Genomic DNA, 22979 nt, shown 5'->3' with positions numbered 1-22979 from the left:
TCTACAAATTTTTGCTCATTTCTAGCATTCGCATTACCGAATCATAGGCTTTGAGGCGAATATCTTCAGGAACGGTGATTTCGGGTTGTTCGTACAAAAGTGAATTGTAGAGTTTTTCGACCGTATTCATTTTCATGTACGGGCATTCGCTACAAGCACAGGTATTGTTTTCGGTAGCTGGTGCTGGGATGATTTTTTTGCCCGTACCGGCTGCCGCTTGTTTCATTTTATGCAAAATCCCCGCTTCGGTTGCCACAATGAACTCGTCGTGTTGGCTTTCGCTCACAAACTTCAAAATAGCCGTGGTAGAGCCTACAAAATCCGCTTGAAGCAAAATATTGTCTTTACATTCGGGGTGGGCTACAAGCAAAGCATTGGGGTATTTTTCGCGCAAAGCTTTCAATTTTGCTTCCGAAATATCCACGTGTACGATACAGGCACCATCCCAAAGTACCATGTCACGACCCGTTTTTTTGGCCACATAGCGCCCCAAATTGGCATCTGGCGCAAAGATAAGCTTCTGGTCTTTAGGGATTTGTTCTACTATTTTTACGGCATTCGACGAAGTCACGATAATGTCCGAAAGTGCTTTGATTTCGGCTGAGCAGTTAATGTAAGAAAGCACGAGGTGGTCGGGGTATTGGGCTTTGAAAGCCGCAAATTTATCGGCAGGCGCCGAATCGGCCAGGGAGCAGCCTGCATTGAGGTCAGGAATCACCACCTTTTTTTCAGGGCTGAGGATTTTGGCGGTCTCACCCATGAAGTGAACCCCACAGAATACAATCATATCCGCCGGCGTACTTGCGGCTTGTTGCGAAAGCCCGAGGCTATCGCCAATATAATCTGCCAGGTCTTGAATGGCACCATCTACGTAGTAGTGAGCCAATATGACGGCATTTTTTTCTTTCCGCAAGCGGTTGATTTCGGCAACGAGGTCAATCTCGGGTGCGACCGTTTCGCGCACATAGCCGTATTTTTGTACTTGTTCAAGGATTTCCATTAGCTTCTGATATTTGGCTCAAACTTACACAAATTGTTTTTTGAATTTAAGTGTATCTTTGGGATTTTAGCTTGTGGTAGTGCCACAAGCAATCATTTTAAGCAATCATTTCACAAAATATTCCAACTACAATGCCGTGGGCCAAATATAGTTCGGTGATTTTAGCCAGCATGTTGAAGTTTTTTGCCGGGCCTGTCACGGGCGTAGCTTTAGGATTAGAGTGGTGGGAAACTACTATCTGTACCATCATAGGCATGATGCTGAGCGTCGTTTTGTTTGTATTTTTAGGGACAGCCATTCAGAACCTAATCGCGCGCTATCGTTCTCAGAAACCGCGTCTTTTTAGCAAGCGTACTCGTATGGCGGTCAAAGTCTGGAAAAGAGCTGGCATAACGGGGATTGCATTGTTGACCCCCCTCCTTTTTACACCCATTGGAGGTACTTTGATTGCTGTTTCCTTCAAAGTATCCCGTTTTATCATCATCAGTCAGATGCTACTTTGGGGAGTGATATGGGGCGTAATATTTACCGTAGGGGTCTATTGGATACGCAGTCTTGCCTAAAAACGTGAGTCATCATGGAGATTGGTGAGCGGATGCAAGGTAGAAGCCCACTATTTGTGGCTAAAACTTATGTTGGGCATCTCCGAAGCTATTTCCAGAGCAGGTTATATGCACTAAAAATAGCCTCGAAGAGGGTCAATATTGATAGAAAGCCCAGATTTTGTTTTAAGCTATTTCTTTTTCTAAAACGGGCGTTGGCTCCTTTTCTTTCAAAATCTTGGGCTTGATAATCAGGCGCAAAGACTGGTCATAAGTGATATAATTCCAAAGCCAGTTGATAAAAATCAACAGTCGATTTTTGACCCCAACGATTGAAATCAAGTGCACAAACATCCAAGTAAGCCAAGCAAAAAAGCCTTGAAACTTCCAGAAAGGCAAATCTACGACCGCCAAGTTTCGGCCTACGGTAGCCATAGATCCTAAGTCTTTATACACAAATGGCTTAGGCTCCTCGCCTTTGATGATTCGGACTAGATTTTTGGCCAACAATTCACCCTGTTGCATAGCAGGTTGGGCTAATTGGGGGTGACCATTGGGAAATTTTTCTTCGGTCATCAAAGCTACATCCCCTACGGCAAATACATTGGGCAGACCTTCGACTTGATTAAAACGATTGACTTTGATACGTCCCCCACGGCCATATACTTCCGCCGGGATTCCTTCAAGTCCATTGGCTTTCACTCCTGCCGCCCAAATCAGGTTGTTGGTACGAATACGGTCACCAGTATTGGTGGTAGCATACTTGCCATCAAAATCGATGATTCTTACCCCTAAGCGCAAGTTTACGCCCAAATCTGTCAGATACTGTTTGGCTTTTTTAGAAGATTGGTCAGACATTACTTCCAGTACTTCGGGCGAAGATTCGTAAAGATATATCTGCATGGAGTCGAAGTTGAGCTCTGGATAATCTTTCGGAAGAATGTGCCGTTTCATTTCGGCCAAGGTACCCGCTACTTCCACACCCGTAGGGCCGCCCCCTACGATGACCACATTCATCAATCCATGTCGCTCTTCGACGGTTTCGACACTGAGGGCATCTTCAAAATTTTGGAGCATCCGATTACGTAATGCCAAAGCTTCCGACACTGATTTCATCGGAAGGGCATTCTCCATCATATTTTTCATTCCAAAAAAATTGGTATCTGCACCAGTAGCTATTACCAAGTAGTCATACTCGACGGGGCCTAGTTTGGTTTCGATGACATTGGCAGTTGTATCAATCTTCAACACCTCTGTGACTCGGATATGAACATTTTTTTTGGATTGAAATACCTTCCTAAGTGGAAAAGAAATAGAGCTAGGCTCCAAGCCCGCCATGGCCACTTGATAAAAAAGCGGCTGAAATTGGTGGTAATTATTTTTGTCGATTAATACAATCTGTAAATCAGAACGTTGCGATAGCTTACGTGCAAGCATAAGCCCACCAAACCCCGCGCCTATGATTACGACGCGCTTAAGTTCAGTTTTTGGGAGATTGGGTGTCATATCTAATGGCTAATGGTGATATTTCATAGATACTAAACGAGACTTTCCAAATTTTAGCCTTAATCAATAGTTGTAAACTCAGGAAGTCCTAATTATCTAACGTTGCGTTTACCCTATTGGTTCGTTATTTTGAGATTACTCTCAAAGCATTTTTGACCCAATCCGCCTTTTGTTTTAAACCTTCCAAGGTGCTATCAGTGACGGTGATATGGCCCATTTTACGGAATGGTTTGGTGATTTTTTTACCGTACAAAAAAGGATAAATACCATGTACTCCAAGTACTTCTTCCATACCTTCATAATAGGCGGCTCCTGTATGCCCTTCTTCTCCCAGCAGATTGACCATTGCAGCAGGAGTATAAGCTGTAGTATCCCCTAAAGACAAATTAAGGATGGCACGCCAATGCTGCTCAAATTGAGACGTAAAATTAGCTCTAATGGTATGGTGACCGCTGTTGTGAGGACGAGGGGCAACTTCATTGATAAGCACTTGCCCATCTTTGGTCAAAAACATCTCGACCGCCAGAAGCCCTACAATACCGATGGCTTGTGCGGTGCGGATAGCTAATTCTTTGGCTTGTTTTTCAATCTCATCCGAAATTTCGGCGGGGGCAAATAAGTACTCCACCAAATTGGCTTCGGGATGAAACACCATCTCCACCGTGGGAAAAGTAACCACTTCACCTCTTTCATTTCTAGCCACAATCACTGCGAGCTCTTTTTCAAAATCTACGGCTTTTTCCAACAAGCCTGGCGCGTCAAATGCCTTAGATATATCTTCGACGGAGGCGATGCGTTGCACACCTTTGCCGTCATATCCGTCGCGGCCTAATTTGTGAAAAGCAGGTAAAAAATCGAGGTGGTTTTTGACATCTTCTCGATTTTGGGTCAATACAAAATCGGCAGTAGGTAAGCCGTGGTCACGATAAAACTGCTTTTGGGTACGCTTATCCTGAATCAGTCGGATTACATGAGGCTGTGGAAATACCTTTTTACCTTCTTTTTCCAGTGCTTCAAGTGCCTCTACGTTTACTTTTTCAATCTCAATTGTGAGGACTTCTACGTCTTGTCCAAACTGATACACAGCCTCGTAATCTTGTAAAGAACCCTCTACAAATTCGGGAGCAATGGCAGCGCATGGTGCGTCGGCAGCGTCTAAGATTTTGACGTGCAAGTTCCAGTCAACCGCAGCTTGCAAGAGCATCAGCCCAAGCTGTCCTCCGCCCAAAACACCTACTTTTTGTTTAATATCAAACACGTTATTATTGATTTGTTAGTACTTTATTTTCCTCCCTTTTTCAATCATCCAATTCGTCGGGGTCGTTGATTTCAAACCATTCATAAATAGCATCTTCGGCCATTTTAAGCGCGGCATCAAGGTCTTTGACTTTTTTGGGAGAAGCAAAAACAATCCCACTTTCGTCGATGCATCTTACTACTCCTTCCGCCTCTTCCAACCGTCCAAATTCCACTCTTCCGTAGGTCTCTGCCCAGCGGTAGAGATAAGGATATGATTTCTGTAAACTCATTGTTGTTTCTGATTTTTGGTTTGGGGCAAAGATAAAAATAAAGATTTGTCCCCCTCCAAAAGTTAACCGACTTTTAGAGGGGGACAAATCTTTCCATCAAAAAAAGAAATGATTTAAGGATTATATAATGAAATCAACTCCATCAAATTTGCTCTACTAAAAGGACATACGTGCCAGATTCCTTTAAAACCAATTGAAAAAAAACTATTGGTTGTGGTAATCACTTTTAGCGTAGCTGTCTGGACACCGCTGGGTTTATCAAATGTGAATATAAAATAGTTATTGTTAGGCTGAATCTCAACAGACGAAGTTGGACGTTTAGTAGGAACGGTACTCCGTGTTTCACTTATTAATTGTTGTATTTGAGCAGTCGTAAGTTTAATTTCACTGCTTTTGGGCATAGAAATTAAGATTTTTTCTGGATAGTTTTCACCGCTATTCCAACCTATCATAATACTAACCTTGCCTGAAATAGACGGGAAACTGGCAAGGGAGACAGAGGCTTCTTGCGCTGAATTTATCTTCAAAATGGTGGGTGAAAACACAATTTTTTTACGAGTGGGGTTTCCAAAGACTTCGAGTGTTGCCAATACTTTGGAGTCTGTTCCAACTCTTATATCAGGAAATCTGATATTCACTCGCCAAACAACTCCACACCCAAATTTACCAGCCGAAGGAGTCGAAGATACATTTAGAACCGTAATCGGGGCTGGTAATGATTGATCGGCGGGGTTTTCAAAAGTTCTTGTCCCACCTCCTACCATGAAGCCTGTATTATCAATCACTTCAAAAAAACAACGACTAGGTACATTGAGTTTGGCAGTGACACGCAAAGGGGTATTGGTCTCTACTGGAAATTCCATTGTCACAGAATACATACCACTTGTCATTTCTGCTCCTATTCCTATACTTCCCTCTTTAGAATAAAGCAGTTCTTCTTGTGCACATAGGTTAAAGCAATAGCATAAAAGGCTACATAAAAACAAGATAGATTTCATAGAGGTAACCATTAATTTTCGTGGAGGATTTTATTTTCTACGATTAGCAAGCATTGTTATCTAAAAATCATCTCATCATACAGGCAATACTTGCCACTGGAACCAATTGTTTAAACGAAAAACGCTGTCCGTACACCGTCCGTACACCATAGCTGAGCATAACATTCTTACCAAAACGCCAATCACCCCCATACGCAATAGTTACGGATTGAAATCGAAACAGATTCTGCCGATCACGATTAAGGACTTCTACGAAGAAATTGAACTTCGGACTTCCGTACCTAATACTAAGTCCGCCCTGTAGTTCCTGAGTATTGGGGCGGTGCGGTATATTAACCTGTGTAAAACGAAGCATACCAGTCATGAGCCATTTACGCCCTAATCCCAAGCATCCGTTGACCCACACGGCCACACCATCTTGCTGAAGGTTAAGACTATCGAGCTGGTCTTTTTGGTAATTGTACGATTTTCCTACAGCTACATCCAGAAAACTTGCATTCCAGTGTTCCTTTAAATAAGTATTGGCTAAGGTGGAGATTGTCTGTTTTTGCAGCTTTTCCAACATCGTCAACTGAGTCTCTAAAGCTTGTGCTTGTTGCAACACTGTCATCCGAATTTCCAAGTATTCGGACGTAGTCGGAAGCCTTTGAAGTGAATCACTTAATCGCTGTTGAACATTAATCAACTCCTGTCGTTGTTCGTAGTAGCGTTCGGTAGCTCCTCGCAATAAATCAGGTTCATCCATAGGATCATGGCTTCGGAATAGAGTGATTTTAGCAGCTATGGCCAACCTTCGCAATTGATTGTCGTCTTCAATAGTACCTGCCGATACGTCAAGGGTAGAGAGCAACTTCATCCATTTTGTGGCTCCTTGGTATTTTTGCAAGTTGGCTCGATTATAAAATATTTCCCAAATCGGCTGTGCCTGAATAGCGATGTTGGGTTTAAGTCGCCATGATGCAAACGACCAATCCACCTTAAAATCGCGGATATTGCCTGGCTTGGTGACTTGGGCGGGTGTCACTCCGAGCAAGTCAAAAGCCGCCGATGTTGGAATGGTAAATTCGAGCGGTTTGTCGGCGTTGAGTGTAGGGATTTCGGTCTGTGCACAAACACTACAGCTCATCACAATGAGTACAAAAATAATACGTGCATACATAAGCTAAACAATGTCGGCAAGGTACAGAAACGGTATGGCGGTTAAGTTTAATTTTCTAAATAGACTTCTGCACTTATCTCACTGATAGAGGTATTGGCTTCTGCATAACTAGAAAGTGCTACTGTAGCGCTTGCAGATGTATTAAATTTAATCTCTACTTCTTTGCCAAGAGGCAAGTCTATCCTTTCGTCTAATTCAAGCTCTGCATCTTCATAACCGACCCATGCAAAAACAAGCAAATGAGAAGCATAAATATCTTTAAAAAGCAAATTAATCCTACTTGCTTCTCCTTTGGAACCAATGGAGCAATAACCTGAACTAACACTACTTACAGACCCTCCAATGCATAGGGCATAAGCGTCACCCTTCAATTTGGCTTTGACATGTAAGGTTGCTTTTCGGACATTAACTGGTACAGCGTATTTTTTTTGATAAATGACCATTGTTTTATACATACCCGCCCCAACCGACATGGCCTTTAATTTAGCCGAATTATCTGTATAGGTTATCTCTTGGTGTCCTGCTATGTATCCGTCATAACTTAATATTCGTTCAAACTTACCAAGATTTATAACGGTTACTTGCGGGGGGGGCTGCCAAACACTCAAGGCCAGGTTTCCTCTAGTCGCCCTCAGAATCATTTCAATCGTATAATTTGCTGAAAACTTAAAAGTATAGCGTGGGGCCGCTGCTTCTAATGCTTGCTGCAACCCACTACGAGAAAGCTGCGCTAGGGTCATGGCCTCGTCCATGACCGAGCGGTAAGTGTTTTGATACTTTTCAACGGCGGCCGAGCGTTCTTTGGCTGTTTTAAGCATTTTCATCTTTTCCAACTCATTTTTCATCTGTGGATACTTATCCTGTTTCAGAAGCGCAACTTCTAATTTTTGGTTAAAAGCCTTCATCACATTTTCGATTGCTTTTTGCTCTTGCTCAGACAGCGAAGCTTTGTCGTCTTGCGCCCATGCAGAGGTGTAGTTAAAAAGCCCTATTGCTAACATACAAAATACAAACCCTTTCATAGAGGTATATTTATTAGTGATTTAGTATTCTAATAACGCTTCGATACGAATATCGCTGACGCTTGCTTGCGCACCTGCCTGCGAACCTATCCCAGCTACTATTGTCTGCGAACGGATGGCAAAACCTGTAGCAATACTTGTAGGATTCATGAGGGGATTGGCAGTTTCACCTGAATTTAGAGGTCTTTTTACCACATAGGATTCATTGATTGGGGCCTGAAAACCATCTTGTGAAACCCACCCAATGACCCCAAAGACATGTATAACCCTCGTATAAGGTGCACTAGGAAGGGCGATGGTCCCGGCAGTAATATGATTGAGTCCTTTAGGCCCAAAAGGGTGAAACACGATTTGGGTATAACTTGACGAAAACGCCCCTAACGTGTAAGAATAGGCATCAATAGCGACTGTCGCTTTTACATTGATTGTTATTTTCTTTGCGTCAGTGGGTAGGTTAAAATCTTTGTCTAATGCTATTTTTATTTCATTGGTTCCGCCTTGCTCCACTCTCACAAAACTTACAAGAGAATTTGAACTAAAGGCATGACTCGCTATTCCTCCTAGTTGTTGTTTTTCAACTGCTTCGGTAAAGCCTGTCAACGCAACGGTTTCTGTTCTGGAACTAGTAGCGATAGGCGTTAAGGTACCTTGTACGATTTTGTTATAAATAATGCTGTAATCGTTGTAAGTCCAAGTACCCATTTTTAGCACTGTCGCCAACGACGTATGCAGTTTCTTTATGTCTAGCCCTGCTTTAGCGATTGACTCGTCTAGCGTTTTTTTGTAGGTATTCTGATACGCTTTGACCGCACTTTTACTCAGATTTGGGTCTTTTATTCCCTTGAGTGCTTGTATGTCTTTGAGCATTTGTGGATACTCCGCCCGTTTTTTAAGCTCTACTTCAAGCTGAGTATTAAACTTAGTCATGATGTCGCGAGCCGCTTGTAGTTCCTTCTCCGAAAGAGTAGAACTTTGGTTGTTCGACGTTTGTCCAAAGATACGTAAGGAAAATACCCCTAGTACTGTCCAAAAAATGAGGCTCTTTTTCATATCGATTTAAAGAAAAGTAACTCTTTATTAAAAAACATCTACCGACCCAAAAGACACAGCCTAATTACCCCTTTCCCTGACCTATATTACCCACATTATACTGTCATAAAACTTGTCAATTTTCAGCCGTAAAGTTCTAAAAATCAAAAACATATAGAAATACCTATCTTCCTTGATTTTTCATTAGGGAATTCCCTGAGTCTCTCCTTCAGGGAATTCCCTGATTTTAGCAAACGGTATTGGAAATGTGAAAATTAGCCTGTTACTTAAAACACAATTTTTGCTGGTCTATGAGAAACGCTCTATTGCTGTCTTTATCAATACTATGCTGTACATACGCTTGGGGTCAAACGGGTACTGATTCCTTACGATTTGACACCTACGTACAACTATTTCAAAAATACAATAGCGAAACTCCCGACTTCAATACCGATTCTAGTTACTACTTCGCCTCTGGTGCTTTGCGCTTTGCCCAAAGCACCGGAGTTCCCTTCTTGATAGCCCAAGGGTATTATTACAAAGGCCAAAGTTTGGTCAATTCGCGTGTGCGGCTGACCAACAAAGCTGCCGGACGGGAAGAGTTTCATAAAGCAGCTGAATTATTCAAAAAACTAAACAAAAAGGACTGGTATCTATCGGTCATCAAAGATTTGTACATTCTTGAATCTGCCAACTATCTGGACGGCAAGTCAGAAAAAGCGGCCTTTTACCAAGCCATAACCACTGAAGGCCGTACCCAATCCAACTTTCACTATCCAGATAATCTGAAAATTACAGAACCCGACCAGCCTCTCACCAAAGCCACCAACCTACGAGTCATTAAAGCTAGTGAAGCTTATTTACAAACCTTAGAGGTACAACAAGACGAAGAAAAACTCATGTATGCTCATGAAGTGCTGGGCAAATATTGCCACTATTACGGAGATTATCCCAAATCCATAAATCACTTTGAATCTGCTTTTAAAATAGCACAAAAAATAGATAATAAGTGGTTTAGTATCATCATCTTGAATGGTTTGGTACCCGTCTTACTCAACAACAAAAAATTTATAGAAGCGGAAGAGTGGGTTAAAAAGGGGCTTAACTTACTACAAGTCCTCAAAATGCCTGAACTCAAGCGTGTATTTTTAGATTACCTGTACCGTACCCTCAAAGAACAAGGACGCTGGCAAGAAGCCTTTATTTATAAAGAAGAGAGTTATGCTTTGCAAGATAGCCTACGAGAAGAGGCATTGCTTAAAAATGGGGTTTTTATGGAAGAAAAACTAGCCGCCGAACGTAAACAATTTGCGGCAGAAAAAGAAGCCCAACTCCAACAGCAACGCCTCAATTATGCCATAATAGCTGCTGCCATTCTGCTCTTGATTGTGGGAGGGCTGGTTTGGTATAGCAACAATCTTCGAAAAACGAAGAAAGAACTAGAAGCCAAAAATGCAGAAATATCAACTGCTCTTTTGCTTGGACAAACGCAAGAACGAAAGCGTGTGGCCTCTGACTTACATGATAATCTAGTTTCCAAAATCACGGGTATAAGATGGCGATTTCAGATGATAGATAAACACGCTCTCAATCCTGCTAATGCCAAACTATATGACTCAGTAGATCAAGCTTTGGCAGAATCTTTGACTGAGCTTCGACTCATCTCACGCAATCTGATATCTACCAAATTTGAGTCTGCTGGGCTAATAGCCGCTTTAGAAAAATTAACTAATGACCTTAACGAACTCGGTCGAACCCGATTCACTTTGAGTGTTCCGAACTTACCCCTTAGATTTTCGCCTAATATTGAGTTTGAACTTTACAATATTGCCTTAGAGCTTACTACCAATATTTTACGCCATGCTCATGCTTCTCAAGCTCAATTGATTTTGGGCGCTACTTCACAAGAAATAAAACTCCTCATTAAAGATAATGGTGTGGGTATGCCAACGATACAAAATCACAATGGCATGGGATTGAAAAATGTGGAAACCAGAACTCATAATCTGCACGGTAAACTAGAGGTAAATCACGAAACAGGTACCAAGATAGAAATAACTATACCAATCCCCGCTTAACAGCATACATCACTACTCCTACCGAGTTTTTTACGCCTAGTTTATTGATAATATTACGACGGTGCGTCTCGACGGTTTTTTCACTAATAAAAAGTCTATCAGCCATTTCGGATGTAGTAGCTTCTTGGGCAATGAGTCGAATGATGTCAAGTTCACGATTGGTCAGAAGCGGCTCACCAGAAATGGGTTGTTGCAATAGGCGATACAAATTTTCTTGATCAAAATATTTACCTCCACTGATTACAATTTCAATCGCTTCTTTGAGTTCTTCGATTCCGACTTTTTTGAGCACATACCCAACCACTCCAGCCTGCACCGCTTGCCTAAGAGAGTCTATCTCATCCGACATCGTAAGCATCATCACTTTTACATTAGGATAAAATTGTTGGATGTTTCGGGCCATGCTGATGCCATCCATTCCCTCCATCCTAAAATCTGCAATTACCAGATCAGCCGTGTTTTCTCGCAAAAAAGACAATACTTCACTACCTTCTTTACAAGTTTTAACTACCTCCAAATGTGAAATACCATTCGTTAAAAGCTCTAAAGTCTCTAACACAAACTGATGGTCATCAGCAAGTATAACTCTGACAGGAAACAATCGATGAGAAGACGCCGTATTGAGTGTCTTTTTAATATTTTCCACAAATTGAGTAGTTATATATGCCCAAAATTACATACAAAATAAGCGAAAGAAGGGCATCTAAAATTACTAAATTTATCGACTTTTGTTCTGATATTACTATTTTTTATTACTGATAGCCCGAATAATAAAATATAAACCGTCCCCTATATGGTTTTTGGGCGAATAGGCGTTAGAAGGGATATTTAAAATAATTTGTTCAATTACAATCCACTCATATCTTCGTCAATGAGCCTCTCAGATATGATTCACCTTTAAATTTATTCTTCGTGGAGGCCGAAGAATTCTCTAACAATACTATGAAAATCTTAAGTTATCTATCACTTGCATTGATTGTTTTGGTATCAGCGTGCACAGGCCCTCAAGGCGACCCCGGTCCACAAGGCCCGCAAGGAGTACAAGGCCCTAAGGGCGACCCCGGTAGCAGTGGGGCGGCGTTTTATTCGACCAACTGGGTCTCTATCTCTAAACAATCTTTTGTGACCAATTACGACCAAAATGAGCTGTACACTTCAATCGGACTGCAAGGAGGGGCGATTCAGACGTATCTGACCCAAAAAACGCTTGATGGCGGAATGGTATTACTTTACAACCGCGTAGCTTCCAACAAAAGTTTTGTCAATGCAGTACCCTGGGATACTTATTTTGACGGTGCTCATGTAACTTACTCATTTGCCGCCGAACCTGGCAAAATTTCGGCTTTTATCTCTTTCTCTAAAGCCGTGAATGTGAGCAACTTTTTTACGGATGAAGAGTATCGCGCTGTGATCGTTCCTCCAGCCACGGGGGCCCGTTTGGGCAATGTCAATTGGAAAGATTATAATGAAGTAAAAAGAGTCTTGAATCTCGAAGATTAATTTCTCAATACTAATTAAATCCCCCAGAGCACTTGGGGTAGAAAGTTGCCTTGCTATCTTTGTAAAACCAACAAAAGCGTTTTTGAAGACAGCAATGCAACTTTTTTTTCGTCAAATAGGCGCAGGTCGCCCCATTATTATTCTTCATGGGCTGTTTGGCTCTGCTGACAACTGGCTCACTATCAGCAAAGTGATAGCCGAACATGGGTTTTCGGTTTATAGTGTTGACCAACGCAACCACGGGCGGTCGCCCCAACTCCCTACCCATTCTTATCCAGAATTAGCGGATGATTTGCACGATTTTATCCAACAGCAACAATTAGAAAAACCTATTTTAATAGGGCATTCTATGGGAGGAAAAACCGTAATGCAATACGCCATGCAATACCCCGATACTTTTAGTCATTTGGTGGTAGTAGATATTGCACCTAGATTGTACAAAGTACATCATGGGGATATATTGGCAGGCTTGAAAGCTATTCCGCTCGATACACTCCAAAACCGCAATGAAGCCGACCAAATACTAAGTCAGTATGAGCCTAGTCCGTCGGTGCGTCAGTTTTTACTTAAGAATCTCTACCGCAACGAAGAAGGAAATTTTGCGTGGCGCATCAATTTGCCCGTTTTAGACGAAAACATCGAAATCATTAGTCAGGACATTACCAATCAGCGAGTAGTAGAAGAACCTACCCTTTTTATGAGAGGTGAAAAGTCAGGCTATGTACGTGACAAAGATTTACCAAAAATAAAAGAGTTGTTTCCAAATTCGATAGTAGATACTATCGAAGGAGCGAGCCATTGGGTACAAGCCGAGCAACCCGAGGCTTTTGTCAAATCGCTTGTTAGTTTTTTACAATGAAATTATACTTAATTCCGACACCACTTGCACCCGATACTATGGAGAGTGTTTTGCCTATACTTATCCCTGAAGTGGTTAAAAAATTGGATATTTTTTTTGTTGAAAACCTACGAACCGCACGGCGTTTTATTAGTTCTCTCAAAACTGGCAAAATCATAGACGAGCTTTCTTTTCTTGAGCTTCACAAAGACACGCCCGAAACAGATACGTTGAATCAGTTAAAGCAGTTGTTGAAAGAAGGCAAAGATGCGGGAGTGATGTCGGAAGCAGGATGCCCAGGAGTGGCTGACCCAGGCGCAATTGCGGTCAAAATTGCCCATCAGTTAGGCATAGAAGTCATTCCCTTGGTAGGGCCTTCTTCTCTGTTACTTGCACTAATGGCTTCAGGAATGAGTGGTCAGTCTTTTGTTTTTCACGGGTATTTGCCCATTGAAAAGGCTTTAAAAATCAAAGCGATTAAGCAATTAGAAAAAGAAGCGATTACCAAAAAACAAACCCAGCTCTTTATAGAAACGCCTTACCGAAACAATCAGCTTCTTGAAGATTTGGTACTACATTGTGACCCCAGCACCCGCATCTGTGTGGCTTGTCATCTAACGGCGCCAGACGGATTTGTCAAAACCTTCACGGCCAAAGACTGGAAAAAACATCAGGTGGACTTACACAAAAAGCCAACCGTTTTTTTAATTGGTTAACCACCTACAAAATGAGCCCGCTCAGTGGAGCGGGCTCATTTTGTAGTCTTTATGAATAAAAAAACGCTTAGCGATTCATCGACACCAAAAACTCTTCGTTGGTGCGAGTTCCTTTCATGCGGTCGAGCAAGAAATCCATTGCTTCGTTGGGATTCATATCCGACAAATGCTTACGGAGAATCCACATACGTTGGAGGGTTTCTTTATCAAGCAGCAAATCTTCACGACGCGTACCTGACGACATCACATCGATAGCTGGATAGATACGTTTGTTGGCCAAACGACGATCCAACTGCAACTCCATGTTACCAGTACCTTTGAATTCTTCAAAAATTACCTCGTCCATTTTAGAGCCTGTATCAATCAATGCCGTAGCAATAATCGTAAGTGATCCTCCATTTTCTACGTTACGAGCTGCGCCAAAAAATCTTTTGGGCTTGTGTAAAGCATTGGCATCTACCCCACCCGACAGGATTTTGCCAGAGGCAGGAGTAACGGTATTGTGTGCACGGGCGAGGCGCGTAATAGAGTCCAACAAAATCACTACATCGTGCCCGCACTCTACCATGCGTTTGGCTTTTTCGAGTACAATCCCCGCCACTTTTACGTGACGGTCGGCTTGCTCATCAAAGGTAGAAGAGATAACTTCCGCCCTTACGCTACGCTGCATATCTGTTACTTCCTCGGGGCGTTCGTCAATGAGTAGTATAATGAGGTAAATTTCGGGGTGATTGCGCGTAATAGCATTGGCTATTTCTTTCAGCAATACCGTTTTACCAGTTTTGGGCTGCGCCACAATCATCCCACGTTGCCCTTTTCCGATAGGTGCAAATAAGTCTAAAACACGAGTCGAATAATTGTCGGCTTTTCCACTGAGCTTGATATGTTCTTCAGGAAAAAGGGGAGTTAAATACTCAAACGGAATACGGTCACGAATTTCTTCGGTTGTTTTTCCATTGACGGTTTCAACTCTAAGCAACGCAAAATATTTTTCACCTTCTTTGGGAGGTCTTACAGAACCTCGAATGCTATCACCGGTTTTAAGGCCAAACAATTTAATTTGCGAAGGCGAAACGTATATATCGTCGGGGCTAGCAAGGTAATTGTAGTCAGCCGAACGTAAGAAGCCATATCCTCCATCAGACATAATTTCCAGCACGCCTTCATTGATAATTAAACCATCAAATTCTTTGACGTAGTTGTTATACTGACGTTTGACTTTGTTATAGTATTCGTCTTTGTATTCGCGTGGTTTTTCTTCGGGCTTAGGCGGCTCAATCTCAATAGGTGACTCAATCTCAAGATTTTCAGTAATAAAAGATGTATCCAAAAATTCATCTTCTGGTAAATCTTCTATTTTTAAATCTTCAAATCCTTCATCTTCTGCAAACGCATTAGGTACAACTGCTTCCTCCAATACGGGTGCTTCCTCTACTGGAGGCGGAACATCCTCCAAAGCGCCTTGTGCTTCAAGTGCTGGTGTAGTGAATAATATAGGTACTTGAGGGTCAGCTTTTTCTTTTTGGATTCGTTGACGCTTAGATCGTTTTTCGGTATGGTCAGAATGGGTATATTCACGAACGGGAGGAATTTCGGCTAAAGGCTGTACTTTTTTCTCGACAGCGGCCGTTTCATTCCCCTTACGTGGTCGTTTGGCAGGAGTATTCGCTTCTGGCTGCGCAGCAGTCAATTGGCGTTCTAAAATCCTGTTTATAAGATCTTTTTTTGCTAATTTATTGTAGTCTTTGAGTCCGATTTGTTCGGCAAGAACTCTTAACTCCGACAGGAGTTTGTTGTTGAGATCGTCAGTACTGAGCATAAAATAGGGAGAGGTAAAGAGAGACTTTACACAAGGAATTCTTTTACTATTAGGTGTTTAACAATTTGAGAGCTAACCAAGAAATTAAATAGGATTGAAAGCTTGAACTGAACAAGGGAGGCGGTCTTTGGGTCTATCAGTATCAGATGGTACCGCGGTGTTGTCAGAAATGTTTTGCAATGTTAACTCTAAAACGTGATTGTGTCAAGAAAAATTTTCACCAATTATTCATTTTTTAAGCATTTGCGTTAAATTTTCACTAAAATATTACCACTCATCCCTTCTCCAAGTGCTATTTCTTGAAAACTCACTAACTTTGCACCCGCTTTTTGAAAAAAATGTTGAAGAAATCTATTCTGCAAAAACAACTATGACGCATCGACCCACAGCAGAATAGGACTCAACGAATAAAGATAACGTTAAAACCAAAATAATGGAGAGAAATCAAATTATTGGATTAGTGCTTATTATGACAATGCTAGCGGTATATGGATGGTTAGCTCCAAGTCCCGAACCCGCCAAGCCTACTCCCACTAGCCAAGCCAAAACTACCCCTAGCAATCCAGCCGCTACCACTCCTGCCCAAAGACAGTTAGACTCAGTCTCTGCCAAGGCTATTTATGGAGATTTTTCGAGCGCTGCTCAAGGAACTGCCAAAGATATTGTGGTCGAAAACGAAGACCTGCGTGTCACTTTTAGTACCAAAGGCGGAAACGTCAAAGAAGTTTTACTCAAAAAATACAAAACTTATGAGCAACAGCCTCTTTACCTTATCGACGACAAAAGCAGTAAGTTCAGTTTAGAACTTCCTACCACTAAAGGCAATATCAATCTTTCAGATTTATATTTCACCACCACTGCTGCCAATACCACTCTCACAGCAGGGCAATCTACGAAAGTTTCGTTTAGATTAGCCCTAGGTGCCAATCAATACATCGACCAAACCTATACCCTTCAAGGCAGTGGCTATCTGATTGATTATGATGTACAATTGGTAGGCCTAGATGCTTTAGTTAAAAACGACCCTACACGTTTTGTATGGCAAGACAAACTAAAACAATTTGAAAACGACATGGCCGAAAACCGTAAAGTAGTAACCACCAATTACTACTCCGACGGTAGCCTTTCTGATATAGGAAGAGGACAAGGTGACAATGTGGAAGAAAAAATTGAACAACCTGTTTCGTGGTTTTCACACAAAAACAAATATTTCGTGACGGCTTTTATTGCTAAAAGCTCTCTCCTCAACAATGTGACGCTAAAATCACTCGTAGACGCTACCAACAATGACTACATCAAAACGATGCAAAGTGAAGGGGCAATTGCTACCACTGATTTGAAAGCAGGCAAAGGAAATTTTCAGTTTTTCTTTGGCCCTAACGACTATCAAGTAGTAAAAGAAGTAAAAGCTGCGCCTGATTTTGGGGATAATGTAGACTTGGGATATGCGTTTTTGAAACCCCTCAACAAGTTTTTCTTTGTTCCGATGTTCAACTTTTTAGAGAAGTTTATTTCTAACTACGGTTTGCTCATCATTGTGCTAGTATTGATTGTAAAACTTCTCATGACACCGCTCGTTTATAAGTCGTATGTAAGTATGGCCAAAATGCGCATGCTTGCTCCAGAGCTGGCTATTATCAGAGAAAAAGTAGGCGATGACCCTACCAAAATGCAGCAAGAACAAATGAAGCTCTACCAGCAAGTGGGTGTGAGTCCACTGAGTGGATGTATTCCGGTACTGGCCACGATGCCTATTTTGATGTCTTTGTTTTTCTTATTTCCGAATCTAATTGAGCTTCGTCAGCAGTCTTTTCTGTGGGCTAGCGACTTGTCTACCTACGATGCGCCTATCAAATTGCCATTTGCGATTCCTTTTTATGGAGCACACGTAAGTATTTTTACACTTGCGATGACCGTGTCGCAGCTTGTGTATGCTTGGTACAACAATCAAATCACTCCTACTCAAGTACAGCAGCCTGGCATGCCCGACATGCGTATGTTGACGTATTTTATGCCGGTGATGTTTATGTTTATCATGAATACATTCCCCGCAGGATTGAGTTTTTACTATCTGGTTTCAAACGTAGTGACTATCATTCAACAGCAAGTGATTCGCCGTTTTGTAAATGACGACAAGATCAGGGGTATTTTGGAAGATAACCGTAAGAAAATCGCTTCGGGAGAGAAAAAGAAATCTAAGTTTTCGGATATGCTTGAACGCTCTATGAAAGCCGCTGAAGAAGCCAAAAAACAGGCTGACGACGCTAAAAAGCAAACAGAAGCAAAACGTCAACAGTTGAAGAAGAAGAACTAAAACCTTTTTAACTAATCATCAAAAAAGGCTTGGGGATTATCTCCAAGCCTTTTTTGATGAATGCTTCGCTTAGAAATATGGACTCTATTAGGGGATACTTTTCAAAAATTATCAATCTCACTGCGGTGGAAAGTGAACTCATTTTAGGTCCCAATGCTCAACTAACTCCCCAAAAAGACAGCATGCAGGATGATACCTGAATATACAGCGAATTTATACCGCAAAACTCACTGATAAAAACAGCACTTTATACTATGCTTTTGAACGTTTTGGTAATGTTGAAACCACCGATAAGTTGTTTGATTCGTTTGTTGAATCGAAATCCCTCTGGCTATAAACAACTCAGCGGCTTCGGTGATAAAGCTTTTTTCATAGTGAAAAGTAGCATTTTTGTATTTTTGTTGCTCGAAAAGGCAAACTTTTGGTTCGACTCAAAGTCAAGCCATTGACTTCAAGAACGGACATGGAAATAGTAAAAAAGTAGGAAAAGAGTTGATAACGAGAATCTAAGAAGAGTCTTTCATAACAGTAGTTACGAAAGACTCTCTAGCTTACATGCTTTGCGTCAGAGACGCGGCACCATTTTTGCCCCAAATAAATGATAGTTTGGGGTAAGTTATTGCTCGTCCAAATATGCTTGTCGGAAGAAAACAGTAATCAGAAAAACTCCCCAAACCAATAGCCAATAGCTTTCTGATTTATTCCATACTGACCTCGCCACAACCTAATTGGATAATCCCATTCACTCAAGTGGTCGTTTTTATACCGTTTATTTGGAGGTACAAAATTTGCAGTATACCCTCTAGCTTTTGGATGCTCAAGTATATTACAAAATCCTAATGTTTCAAGAAAGTGTCTCCTTTGCCAATGATTAGATTTAAACAATTTTTTAGCAGCTAAAGATTTTTCTAGGTCATTTGGTGTATCAGTAAACTTTGCTTGACTGATAACCTCAATAATGCCCTTAAAAACTTTTATATCTGCCTGAGAAGGCATGAATTCTGGTATTTGGCTATGCTGCTCAAGACAAAATGCTAGTAAACTAGCTTGTACTTCATTCCCACAAATTGCTATGCCATTTCGAAAACGAGAACTATTATAAAAAGATAAATCAATTTCTTCAAAATCATTAAGAACATACTCCCCACAAACACTGCAGGTAGATAACTCGTTGGAAGGCTCGTATGTATAAGAATGATGCGGATAATGCATACTCAAAACATAAGCTGATAAGCCACACCTCCAATCTAGCCTATTACTTAACAAACTAGAAATAAAGCAACTTGTGACATGAGTTTTCTTCACTTTTTTACGAGCCTCTATCAGCCAATCAACAGACTGATTATGAGAAAGCATGATTTTATCGAACATAAAACCTTCTTCTTTTGCTAGCTTAAATTCTTCTTCAGTGATTTTATTAAAAGATTGAGTAGCTCTAGAGTAACTTTTGTAGCGAAGTAAAATTTCCAAACCTTTTTTTTTCATAATCAAAGAAACGATTCAACTTTTACGAGTTAGAAATTTACCAAATATATTTTTCACGCTCTTATCAACCTGATAAAGAAGTTTTTTTTATAACCTTGGAAAGCATACAAAATTGAAAAATAGCTTTCACAGTCTATTTCTTAAATTTTGTAATTGTTGTTTTTGGTAAAATAATTCTGAATTTGAGAGCCGATAAAAGCAAATACAAATCCATTGATGACTGAAATAATAACCACTATACCCGGAGCTAGCTCATCTGATGGTGCAATCCTATCCAAGAAGACCAACTTAAATACTAAAAGAAAGCCCCCTACGCCCAAGATAAAGCCACTAATGACACCTGCTTTGTTTTTCATGAGTGATAACCATTTAAGTTTTAGAATAATAAAGTATACAATTATATAAAAAATACTTTTAAAAACAAAGTACTTTTTATATAATTTCTAAAACTTCACTAATATACTCTAACTTACTTTGAACAAACCAAGGTTTCTCCTCTCGGATTGTTTCATAAAGCACTGGAAATCTTTGAGATAATATCAGTAAGAAGAAGTTTTTCTTGCTCTCCTGTTTTCATGTTTTTGAGAGATAAAATACCCGTTTGAATTTCGTCCGAACCTACAATCAACACATAGGGAATACGCTTGCGGTCGGCATAGTCAAATTGTTTTTTGAGCTTGGCGGCATCAGGATATAGCTCTGCATTAATTCCTGCTTCACGAACTTGCCGTAATACCCCCAGACCATATGCTTCCGCTTCCGCATCGAAATTAGTAATCATGATTTGGGTAGAAACCGACTGATTTTCTGGAAAAAGTCCTAATTCTTCCAAAACATCATAGATACGATCTACCCCGAAAGAAATACCTACTCCAGATAGCCCCGGCATACCGAAAGTACCCGTGAGATTGTCGTAGCGTCCTCCTCCTGAGATACTTCCCATTTGGACGGGTTCGCCGTTGGGTTTATTGGCTTTTACCTCAAAAATAGCACCTGTATAATAGCTTAAGCCACGTGCGAGCGTGACGTCGAGCTGCATCAACGGAGAATCAAGTCCAAAGTTTGAGACCTTTTTCCATACCTCCTCAAGTTCCGAAATGCCTTTCATCCCAATTTCAGAAGTAGCCAACCACTCACGCAGTTTACCAAAAATATCCGTTTGCTCCTCGGCTAATCCGTAAATAGGTTGCAGTTTCTGAATAGCTTCTGCCGAAAATCCTCTTTCTGCCAGTTCTTCTTCCACCTTGTCTTTGCCAATCTTGTCCAACTTATCAATTGCCACGCACATAGGGCCTTCTTGTCCGGGGGCACCAATTATTTCTGCAATACCACTTAATATCTTACGGTTGTTGATTTTGACGGCAAAGCTTGCAAGCCCCAAGGCGCGCAGCACTTCGTGAATCATGAGTACGATTTCGGCTTCGCAAAGCAAAGAATCGGTCCCAACCACATCGGCGTCACACTGATAAAACTCCCGATAGCGCCCCCGTTGTGGTCGGTCGGCACGCCATACCGGCTGAATCTGATAGCGTTTGAAGGGCATCACCAGCTCTCCGCGATTCATCACTACATAGCGAGCAAAAGGTACAGTGAGGTCATAACGAAGCCCTTTTTCGGAGATTTTGAGCGTTAATTTTTTATAGCCTTCTTGAAGGTGGTCTTCTTTGAGGCCATCGGCAAAATTCCCAGAATTGAGTATTTTGAACAAAAGTTGATCGCCTTCATCCCCGTATTTCCCCATCAGTACCGACAAGTTTTCGAAAGCAGGGGTTTCGAGGGGTTGAAATCCATATTTTTGAAATACACGTCGAATAATATCAAAGATGTAGTTGCGTTTGGTCATTTGCGCGGGACCAAAATCACGCGTCCCACGCGCTAAAGAAGGTTTACTCATTATATTAGGAGTTAATAAGAATCGAAGAGCCACCGTTTGCGTACCTGTAGCCTGTTCAAAGAAACCACAAAAGTAGCACCTCCCCCGAAAAAAAAGCACAGAGCACTTACTTTTTTAAAAAGAAGTCCGTATTTTTGCGGCTCATTTTTTAGAACCATCATTTAAAGATAATACTACAATGGGCGTGACTAAACTTTTGCGTAAAAGCAAGCGCAACGTAATGATACCGCAAAACGAGCAAAAACTAATGAAGCAACGTTTGTGGAAGCCAGAAATCAAAAAAGTTGATGTAGAGGCTATCAAGGCTGAATTTGCCGCTAAAGCTTAACCAAATTTGCCGCCTTGAGCGGCATTTTTCTTTTTGAGGGCAGTCTCCCACTCTTTCTGCATTTTTTTCAATTTTCGGCGCATTTCTTGGCGATATTTATACTGAATGCGAAAAATGACGGCTTGCCCAAACATCACAAGGGCACCATTGATTACGATCAAGCTATACGTACCCATCAAAAACCATTGACGAAAAGGAGCATTGGTATGCTTCAGGTGCCCTGCTTCGCTAAATACGCACAACCCATACCCCAAAAATAGAGTACTTAGCGGGCCCAGTATCATCCATTTGGTACGGGAACTCATGCGTTTGACCAATTTTTGGCCGGGTGGTTTTGAGGTTTTTGGAATCATATTTGTAGTTGGTGTCTTTAGGTTTTGCTTTTAAGTCGAAAAGTAAAAACTTTGCAGTAATTGTTGAAAAAAATCTCATAAAATTAGCGAATGAAAGAAATCATTAGTTGGGTACTGAGACACGTCCCGCGCAAATACTTACAACTTGTGAGTCATTTTGGGGCACGTGCTTTATCTATTCTTTATTTAGGAAAAGGGGTTAAGTGTAGCGTATGTGGTAGCGAATTTCGTAAATTTCTACCCTATGGGCGTTCAGGACGCGACAATGCCCTCTGTCCTCATTGCTTATCACTTGAACGACACCGCTTGATGTACTTATATCTTCAGCGTAAAACAAATTTTTTTAAAGATAATCTCAAATTACTACACGTAGCTCCCGAATATTGTTTTATCGACCGTTTTGAGCGAATGAAAAACTTGGATTATATCACCGCCGATATTGAATCGCCTTTGGCGAAAGTCAAAATGGATATTCACCAAATTCCTTTTCCTGACAATACCTTCGATGTCACTTTTTGCAACCACGTCATGGAACACGTCGACGATGATATAAAGGCTATGTCGGAGCTATATCGTGTGTTGAAACCCGGTGGATGGGCGATTATCCAATCTCCCCAAGATTTGTCGAAAGCTACAACTTATGAAGACGCCTCTATCACTGATCCCAAAGAAAGAGAAAAGCATTTTTGGCAGGATGACCACTTGCGCCTTTTTGGGAGAGATTATGGCAAACGCCTCGAAAAAGGCGGATTTAAAGTAACCGAAGACCGTTTTGTGATGGACCAACTGACGCCGCAAGAAGTAAAGCTTTTTGCCCTTCCGGCCAACGAAATTATTTATTTTTGTCAAAAATAAGCTATTACTAATAA

At 41.3% G+C, this 22979-nt stretch carries 22 protein-coding genes; 8 read left to right on the top strand and 14 right to left on the bottom strand.

From position 1 onward, the window contains the following. Nucleotide 1: 1 nt before the first annotated feature. Nucleotides 2–1000, bottom strand: coding sequence for a quinolinate synthase NadA (gene nadA, locus P1X15_RS04500; RefSeq protein ID WP_277336950.1), 999 nt, complete (start codon nt 998–1000; stop codon nt 2–4). A 131-nt stretch (nt 1001–1131) separates the two neighbouring features. Between nadA and P1X15_RS04495 the strand changes: the two genes are divergently transcribed. Further along, entirely contained in the window at nt 1132–1563 is a 432-nt protein-coding gene (locus P1X15_RS04495; protein WP_277336949.1) for a hypothetical protein, read from the top strand. A 165-nt stretch (nt 1564–1728) separates the two neighbouring features. Here the strand turns inward: P1X15_RS04495 and P1X15_RS04490 are convergent, their stop codons facing one another. The 7 genes from P1X15_RS04490 to P1X15_RS04460 all read right to left on the bottom strand — a co-directional run bounded on the left by P1X15_RS04490 (nt 1729) and on the right by P1X15_RS04460 (nt 8806). Continuing rightward, complete coding sequence (locus P1X15_RS04490; protein WP_277336948.1) at nt 1729–3048, bottom strand: NAD(P)/FAD-dependent oxidoreductase; 1320 nt, start codon at nt 3046–3048, stop codon at nt 1729–1731. A 124-nt stretch (nt 3049–3172) separates the two neighbouring features. Further along, the gene (locus P1X15_RS04485) at nt 3173–4306 is read right to left on the bottom strand and encodes a 5-(carboxyamino)imidazole ribonucleotide synthase (RefSeq protein WP_409049670.1); all 1134 of its coding nucleotides are present in this window, start codon (nt 4304–4306) and stop codon (nt 3173–3175) included. Nucleotides 4307–4346: 40 nt separating this feature from the next. Continuing rightward, nucleotides 4347–4577 carry a hypothetical protein gene (locus P1X15_RS04480; protein ID WP_277336947.1) on the bottom strand — a complete coding sequence of 77 codons (231 nt, stop codon included), beginning with the start codon at nt 4575–4577 and terminating at the stop codon, nt 4347–4349. Between the two features lie 113 nt (nt 4578–4690). Next, the gene (locus P1X15_RS04475) at nt 4691–5575 is read right to left on the bottom strand and encodes a hypothetical protein (RefSeq protein ID WP_277336946.1); all 885 of its coding nucleotides are present in this window, start codon (nt 5573–5575) and stop codon (nt 4691–4693) included. A 67-nt stretch (nt 5576–5642) separates the two neighbouring features. Continuing rightward, a complete protein-coding gene (locus P1X15_RS04470; protein WP_277336945.1) occupies nt 5643–6734 on the bottom strand; it encodes a hypothetical protein in 1092 nt (363 codons plus the stop codon). Between the two features lie 47 nt (nt 6735–6781). Beyond that, nucleotides 6782–7756, bottom strand: a complete 975-nt coding sequence (locus P1X15_RS04465) for a hypothetical protein (protein WP_277336944.1) — start codon at nt 7754–7756, stop codon at nt 6782–6784. Nucleotides 7757–7777: 21 nt separating this feature from the next. Next, on the bottom strand, nt 7778–8806 hold the full coding sequence (locus P1X15_RS04460; protein WP_277336943.1) for a hypothetical protein: 1029 nt from the start codon (nt 8804–8806) through the stop codon (nt 7778–7780). A gap of 290 nt (nt 8807–9096) precedes the next feature. Between P1X15_RS04460 and P1X15_RS04455 the strand changes: the two genes are divergently transcribed. Next, complete coding sequence (locus tag P1X15_RS04455) at nt 9097–10863, top strand: sensor histidine kinase (RefSeq protein WP_277336942.1); 1767 nt, start codon at nt 9097–9099, stop codon at nt 10861–10863. Here the strand turns inward: P1X15_RS04455 and P1X15_RS04450 are convergent. Beyond that, entirely contained in the window at nt 10844–11509 is a 666-nt protein-coding gene (locus tag P1X15_RS04450; RefSeq protein WP_277336941.1) for a response regulator transcription factor, read from the bottom strand. The two genes, P1X15_RS04455 and P1X15_RS04450, sit on opposite strands and share 20 nt — an antisense overlap. Before the next feature lie 296 nt (nt 11510–11805). Between P1X15_RS04450 and P1X15_RS04445 the strand changes: the two genes are divergently transcribed. From P1X15_RS04445 to P1X15_RS04435, 3 genes are all read left to right on the top strand, one after another. Beyond that, on the top strand, nt 11806–12363 hold the full coding sequence (locus tag P1X15_RS04445) for a collagen-like protein (RefSeq protein ID WP_277336940.1): 558 nt from the start codon (nt 11806–11808) through the stop codon (nt 12361–12363). A gap of 94 nt (nt 12364–12457) precedes the next feature. Then, nucleotides 12458–13222, top strand: a complete 765-nt coding sequence (locus P1X15_RS04440) for an alpha/beta fold hydrolase (protein ID WP_277336939.1) — start codon at nt 12458–12460, stop codon at nt 13220–13222. Beyond that, a complete protein-coding gene (locus P1X15_RS04435; RefSeq protein WP_277336938.1) occupies nt 13219–13917 on the top strand; it encodes an SAM-dependent methyltransferase in 699 nt (232 codons plus the stop codon). The genes P1X15_RS04440 and P1X15_RS04435 overlap by 4 nt, the downstream gene beginning before the upstream one ends. 67 nt (nt 13918–13984) lie before the next feature. On the opposite strand, the gene rho is transcribed toward P1X15_RS04435, so the two are convergent. Beyond that, on the bottom strand, nt 13985–15736 hold the full coding sequence (gene rho, locus P1X15_RS04430; protein WP_277336937.1) for a transcription termination factor Rho: 1752 nt from the start codon (nt 15734–15736) through the stop codon (nt 13985–13987). A 433-nt stretch (nt 15737–16169) separates the two neighbouring features. Here rho and yidC point away from each other — a divergent pair, with 433 nt between their 5' ends. Both yidC and P1X15_RS04420 read left to right on the top strand, forming a co-directional pair. Beyond that, nucleotides 16170–18050 carry a membrane protein insertase YidC gene (gene yidC, locus P1X15_RS04425; protein ID WP_277336936.1) on the top strand — a complete coding sequence of 627 codons (1881 nt, stop codon included), beginning with the start codon at nt 16170–16172 and terminating at the stop codon, nt 18048–18050. Between the two features lie 56 nt (nt 18051–18106). Continuing rightward, complete coding sequence (locus P1X15_RS04420) at nt 18107–18250, top strand: hypothetical protein (protein WP_277336935.1); 144 nt, start codon at nt 18107–18109, stop codon at nt 18248–18250. 457 nt (nt 18251–18707) lie between these two features. Here the strand turns inward: P1X15_RS04420 and P1X15_RS04415 are convergent, their stop codons facing one another. The 4 genes from P1X15_RS04415 to P1X15_RS04400 all read right to left on the bottom strand — a co-directional run bounded on the left by P1X15_RS04415 (nt 18708) and on the right by P1X15_RS04400 (nt 22110). Continuing rightward, nucleotides 18708–19535 carry a hypothetical protein gene (locus tag P1X15_RS04415; protein WP_277336934.1) on the bottom strand — a complete coding sequence of 276 codons (828 nt, stop codon included), beginning with the start codon at nt 19533–19535 and terminating at the stop codon, nt 18708–18710. Between the two features lie 140 nt (nt 19536–19675). Then, complete coding sequence (locus tag P1X15_RS04410) at nt 19676–19891, bottom strand: hypothetical protein (protein WP_277336933.1); 216 nt, start codon at nt 19889–19891, stop codon at nt 19676–19678. A gap of 152 nt (nt 19892–20043) precedes the next feature. Further along, nucleotides 20044–21429: a histidine--tRNA ligase gene (gene hisS / locus P1X15_RS04405; RefSeq protein ID WP_277336932.1), complete on the bottom strand. Its 1386-nt coding sequence runs from the start codon at nt 21427–21429 to the stop codon at nt 20044–20046. A 324-nt stretch (nt 21430–21753) separates the two neighbouring features. Further along, nucleotides 21754–22110, bottom strand: a complete 357-nt coding sequence (locus P1X15_RS04400; protein ID WP_277336931.1) for a hypothetical protein — start codon at nt 22108–22110, stop codon at nt 21754–21756. A 90-nt stretch (nt 22111–22200) separates the two neighbouring features. Between P1X15_RS04400 and P1X15_RS04395 the strand changes: the two genes are divergently transcribed. Beyond that, entirely contained in the window at nt 22201–22965 is a 765-nt protein-coding gene (locus tag P1X15_RS04395; RefSeq protein WP_277336930.1) for a class I SAM-dependent methyltransferase, read from the top strand. Nucleotides 22966–22979 lie beyond the last annotated feature (14 nt).

This window comes from Runella sp. MFBS21 (assembly GCF_029433105.1).
Taxonomy (GTDB): domain Bacteria; phylum Bacteroidota; class Bacteroidia; order Cytophagales; family Spirosomataceae; genus Runella.
This window is presented reverse-complemented; position numbering and strand designations above follow the sequence as displayed.

Coding starts and splice junctions, on each gene's coding strand:
- nadA (WP_277336950.1), bottom strand. CDS start 1,000: ATGGAAATCCTTGAACAAGTACAAAAATACGGCTATGTGCGCGAAACG.
- P1X15_RS04495 (WP_277336949.1), top strand. CDS start 1,132: ATGCCGTGGGCCAAATATAGTTCGGTGATTTTAGCCAGCATGTTGAAG.
- P1X15_RS04490 (WP_277336948.1), bottom strand. CDS start 3,048: ATGACACCCAATCTCCCAAAAACTGAACTTAAGCGCGTCGTAATCATA.
- P1X15_RS04480 (WP_277336947.1), bottom strand. CDS start 4,577: ATGAGTTTACAGAAATCATATCCTTATCTCTACCGCTGGGCAGAGACC.
- P1X15_RS04475 (WP_277336946.1), bottom strand. CDS start 5,575: ATGAAATCTATCTTGTTTTTATGTAGCCTTTTATGCTATTGCTTTAAC.
- P1X15_RS04470 (WP_277336945.1), bottom strand. CDS start 6,734: ATGTATGCACGTATTATTTTTGTACTCATTGTGATGAGCTGTAGTGTT.
- P1X15_RS04465 (WP_277336944.1), bottom strand. CDS start 7,756: ATGAAAGGGTTTGTATTTTGTATGTTAGCAATAGGGCTTTTTAACTAC.
- P1X15_RS04460 (WP_277336943.1), bottom strand. CDS start 8,806: ATGAAAAAGAGCCTCATTTTTTGGACAGTACTAGGGGTATTTTCCTTA.
- P1X15_RS04455 (WP_277336942.1), top strand. CDS start 9,097: ATGAGAAACGCTCTATTGCTGTCTTTATCAATACTATGCTGTACATAC.
- P1X15_RS04445 (WP_277336940.1), top strand. CDS start 11,806: ATGAAAATCTTAAGTTATCTATCACTTGCATTGATTGTTTTGGTATCA.
- P1X15_RS04440 (WP_277336939.1), top strand. CDS start 12,458: ATGCAACTTTTTTTTCGTCAAATAGGCGCAGGTCGCCCCATTATTATT.
- P1X15_RS04435 (WP_277336938.1), top strand. CDS start 13,219: ATGAAATTATACTTAATTCCGACACCACTTGCACCCGATACTATGGAG.
- rho (WP_277336937.1), bottom strand. CDS start 15,736: ATGCTCAGTACTGACGATCTCAACAACAAACTCCTGTCGGAGTTAAGA.
- yidC (WP_277336936.1), top strand. CDS start 16,170: ATGGAGAGAAATCAAATTATTGGATTAGTGCTTATTATGACAATGCTA.
- P1X15_RS04420 (WP_277336935.1), top strand. CDS start 18,107: ATGAATGCTTCGCTTAGAAATATGGACTCTATTAGGGGATACTTTTCA.
- P1X15_RS04415 (WP_277336934.1), bottom strand. CDS start 19,535: ATGAAAAAAAAAGGTTTGGAAATTTTACTTCGCTACAAAAGTTACTCT.
- P1X15_RS04410 (WP_277336933.1), bottom strand. CDS start 19,891: ATGAAAAACAAAGCAGGTGTCATTAGTGGCTTTATCTTGGGCGTAGGG.
- hisS (WP_277336932.1), bottom strand. CDS start 21,429: ATGAGTAAACCTTCTTTAGCGCGTGGGACGCGTGATTTTGGTCCCGCG.
- P1X15_RS04400 (WP_277336931.1), bottom strand. CDS start 22,110: ATGATTCCAAAAACCTCAAAACCACCCGGCCAAAAATTGGTCAAACGC.
- P1X15_RS04395 (WP_277336930.1), top strand. CDS start 22,201: ATGAAAGAAATCATTAGTTGGGTACTGAGACACGTCCCGCGCAAATAC.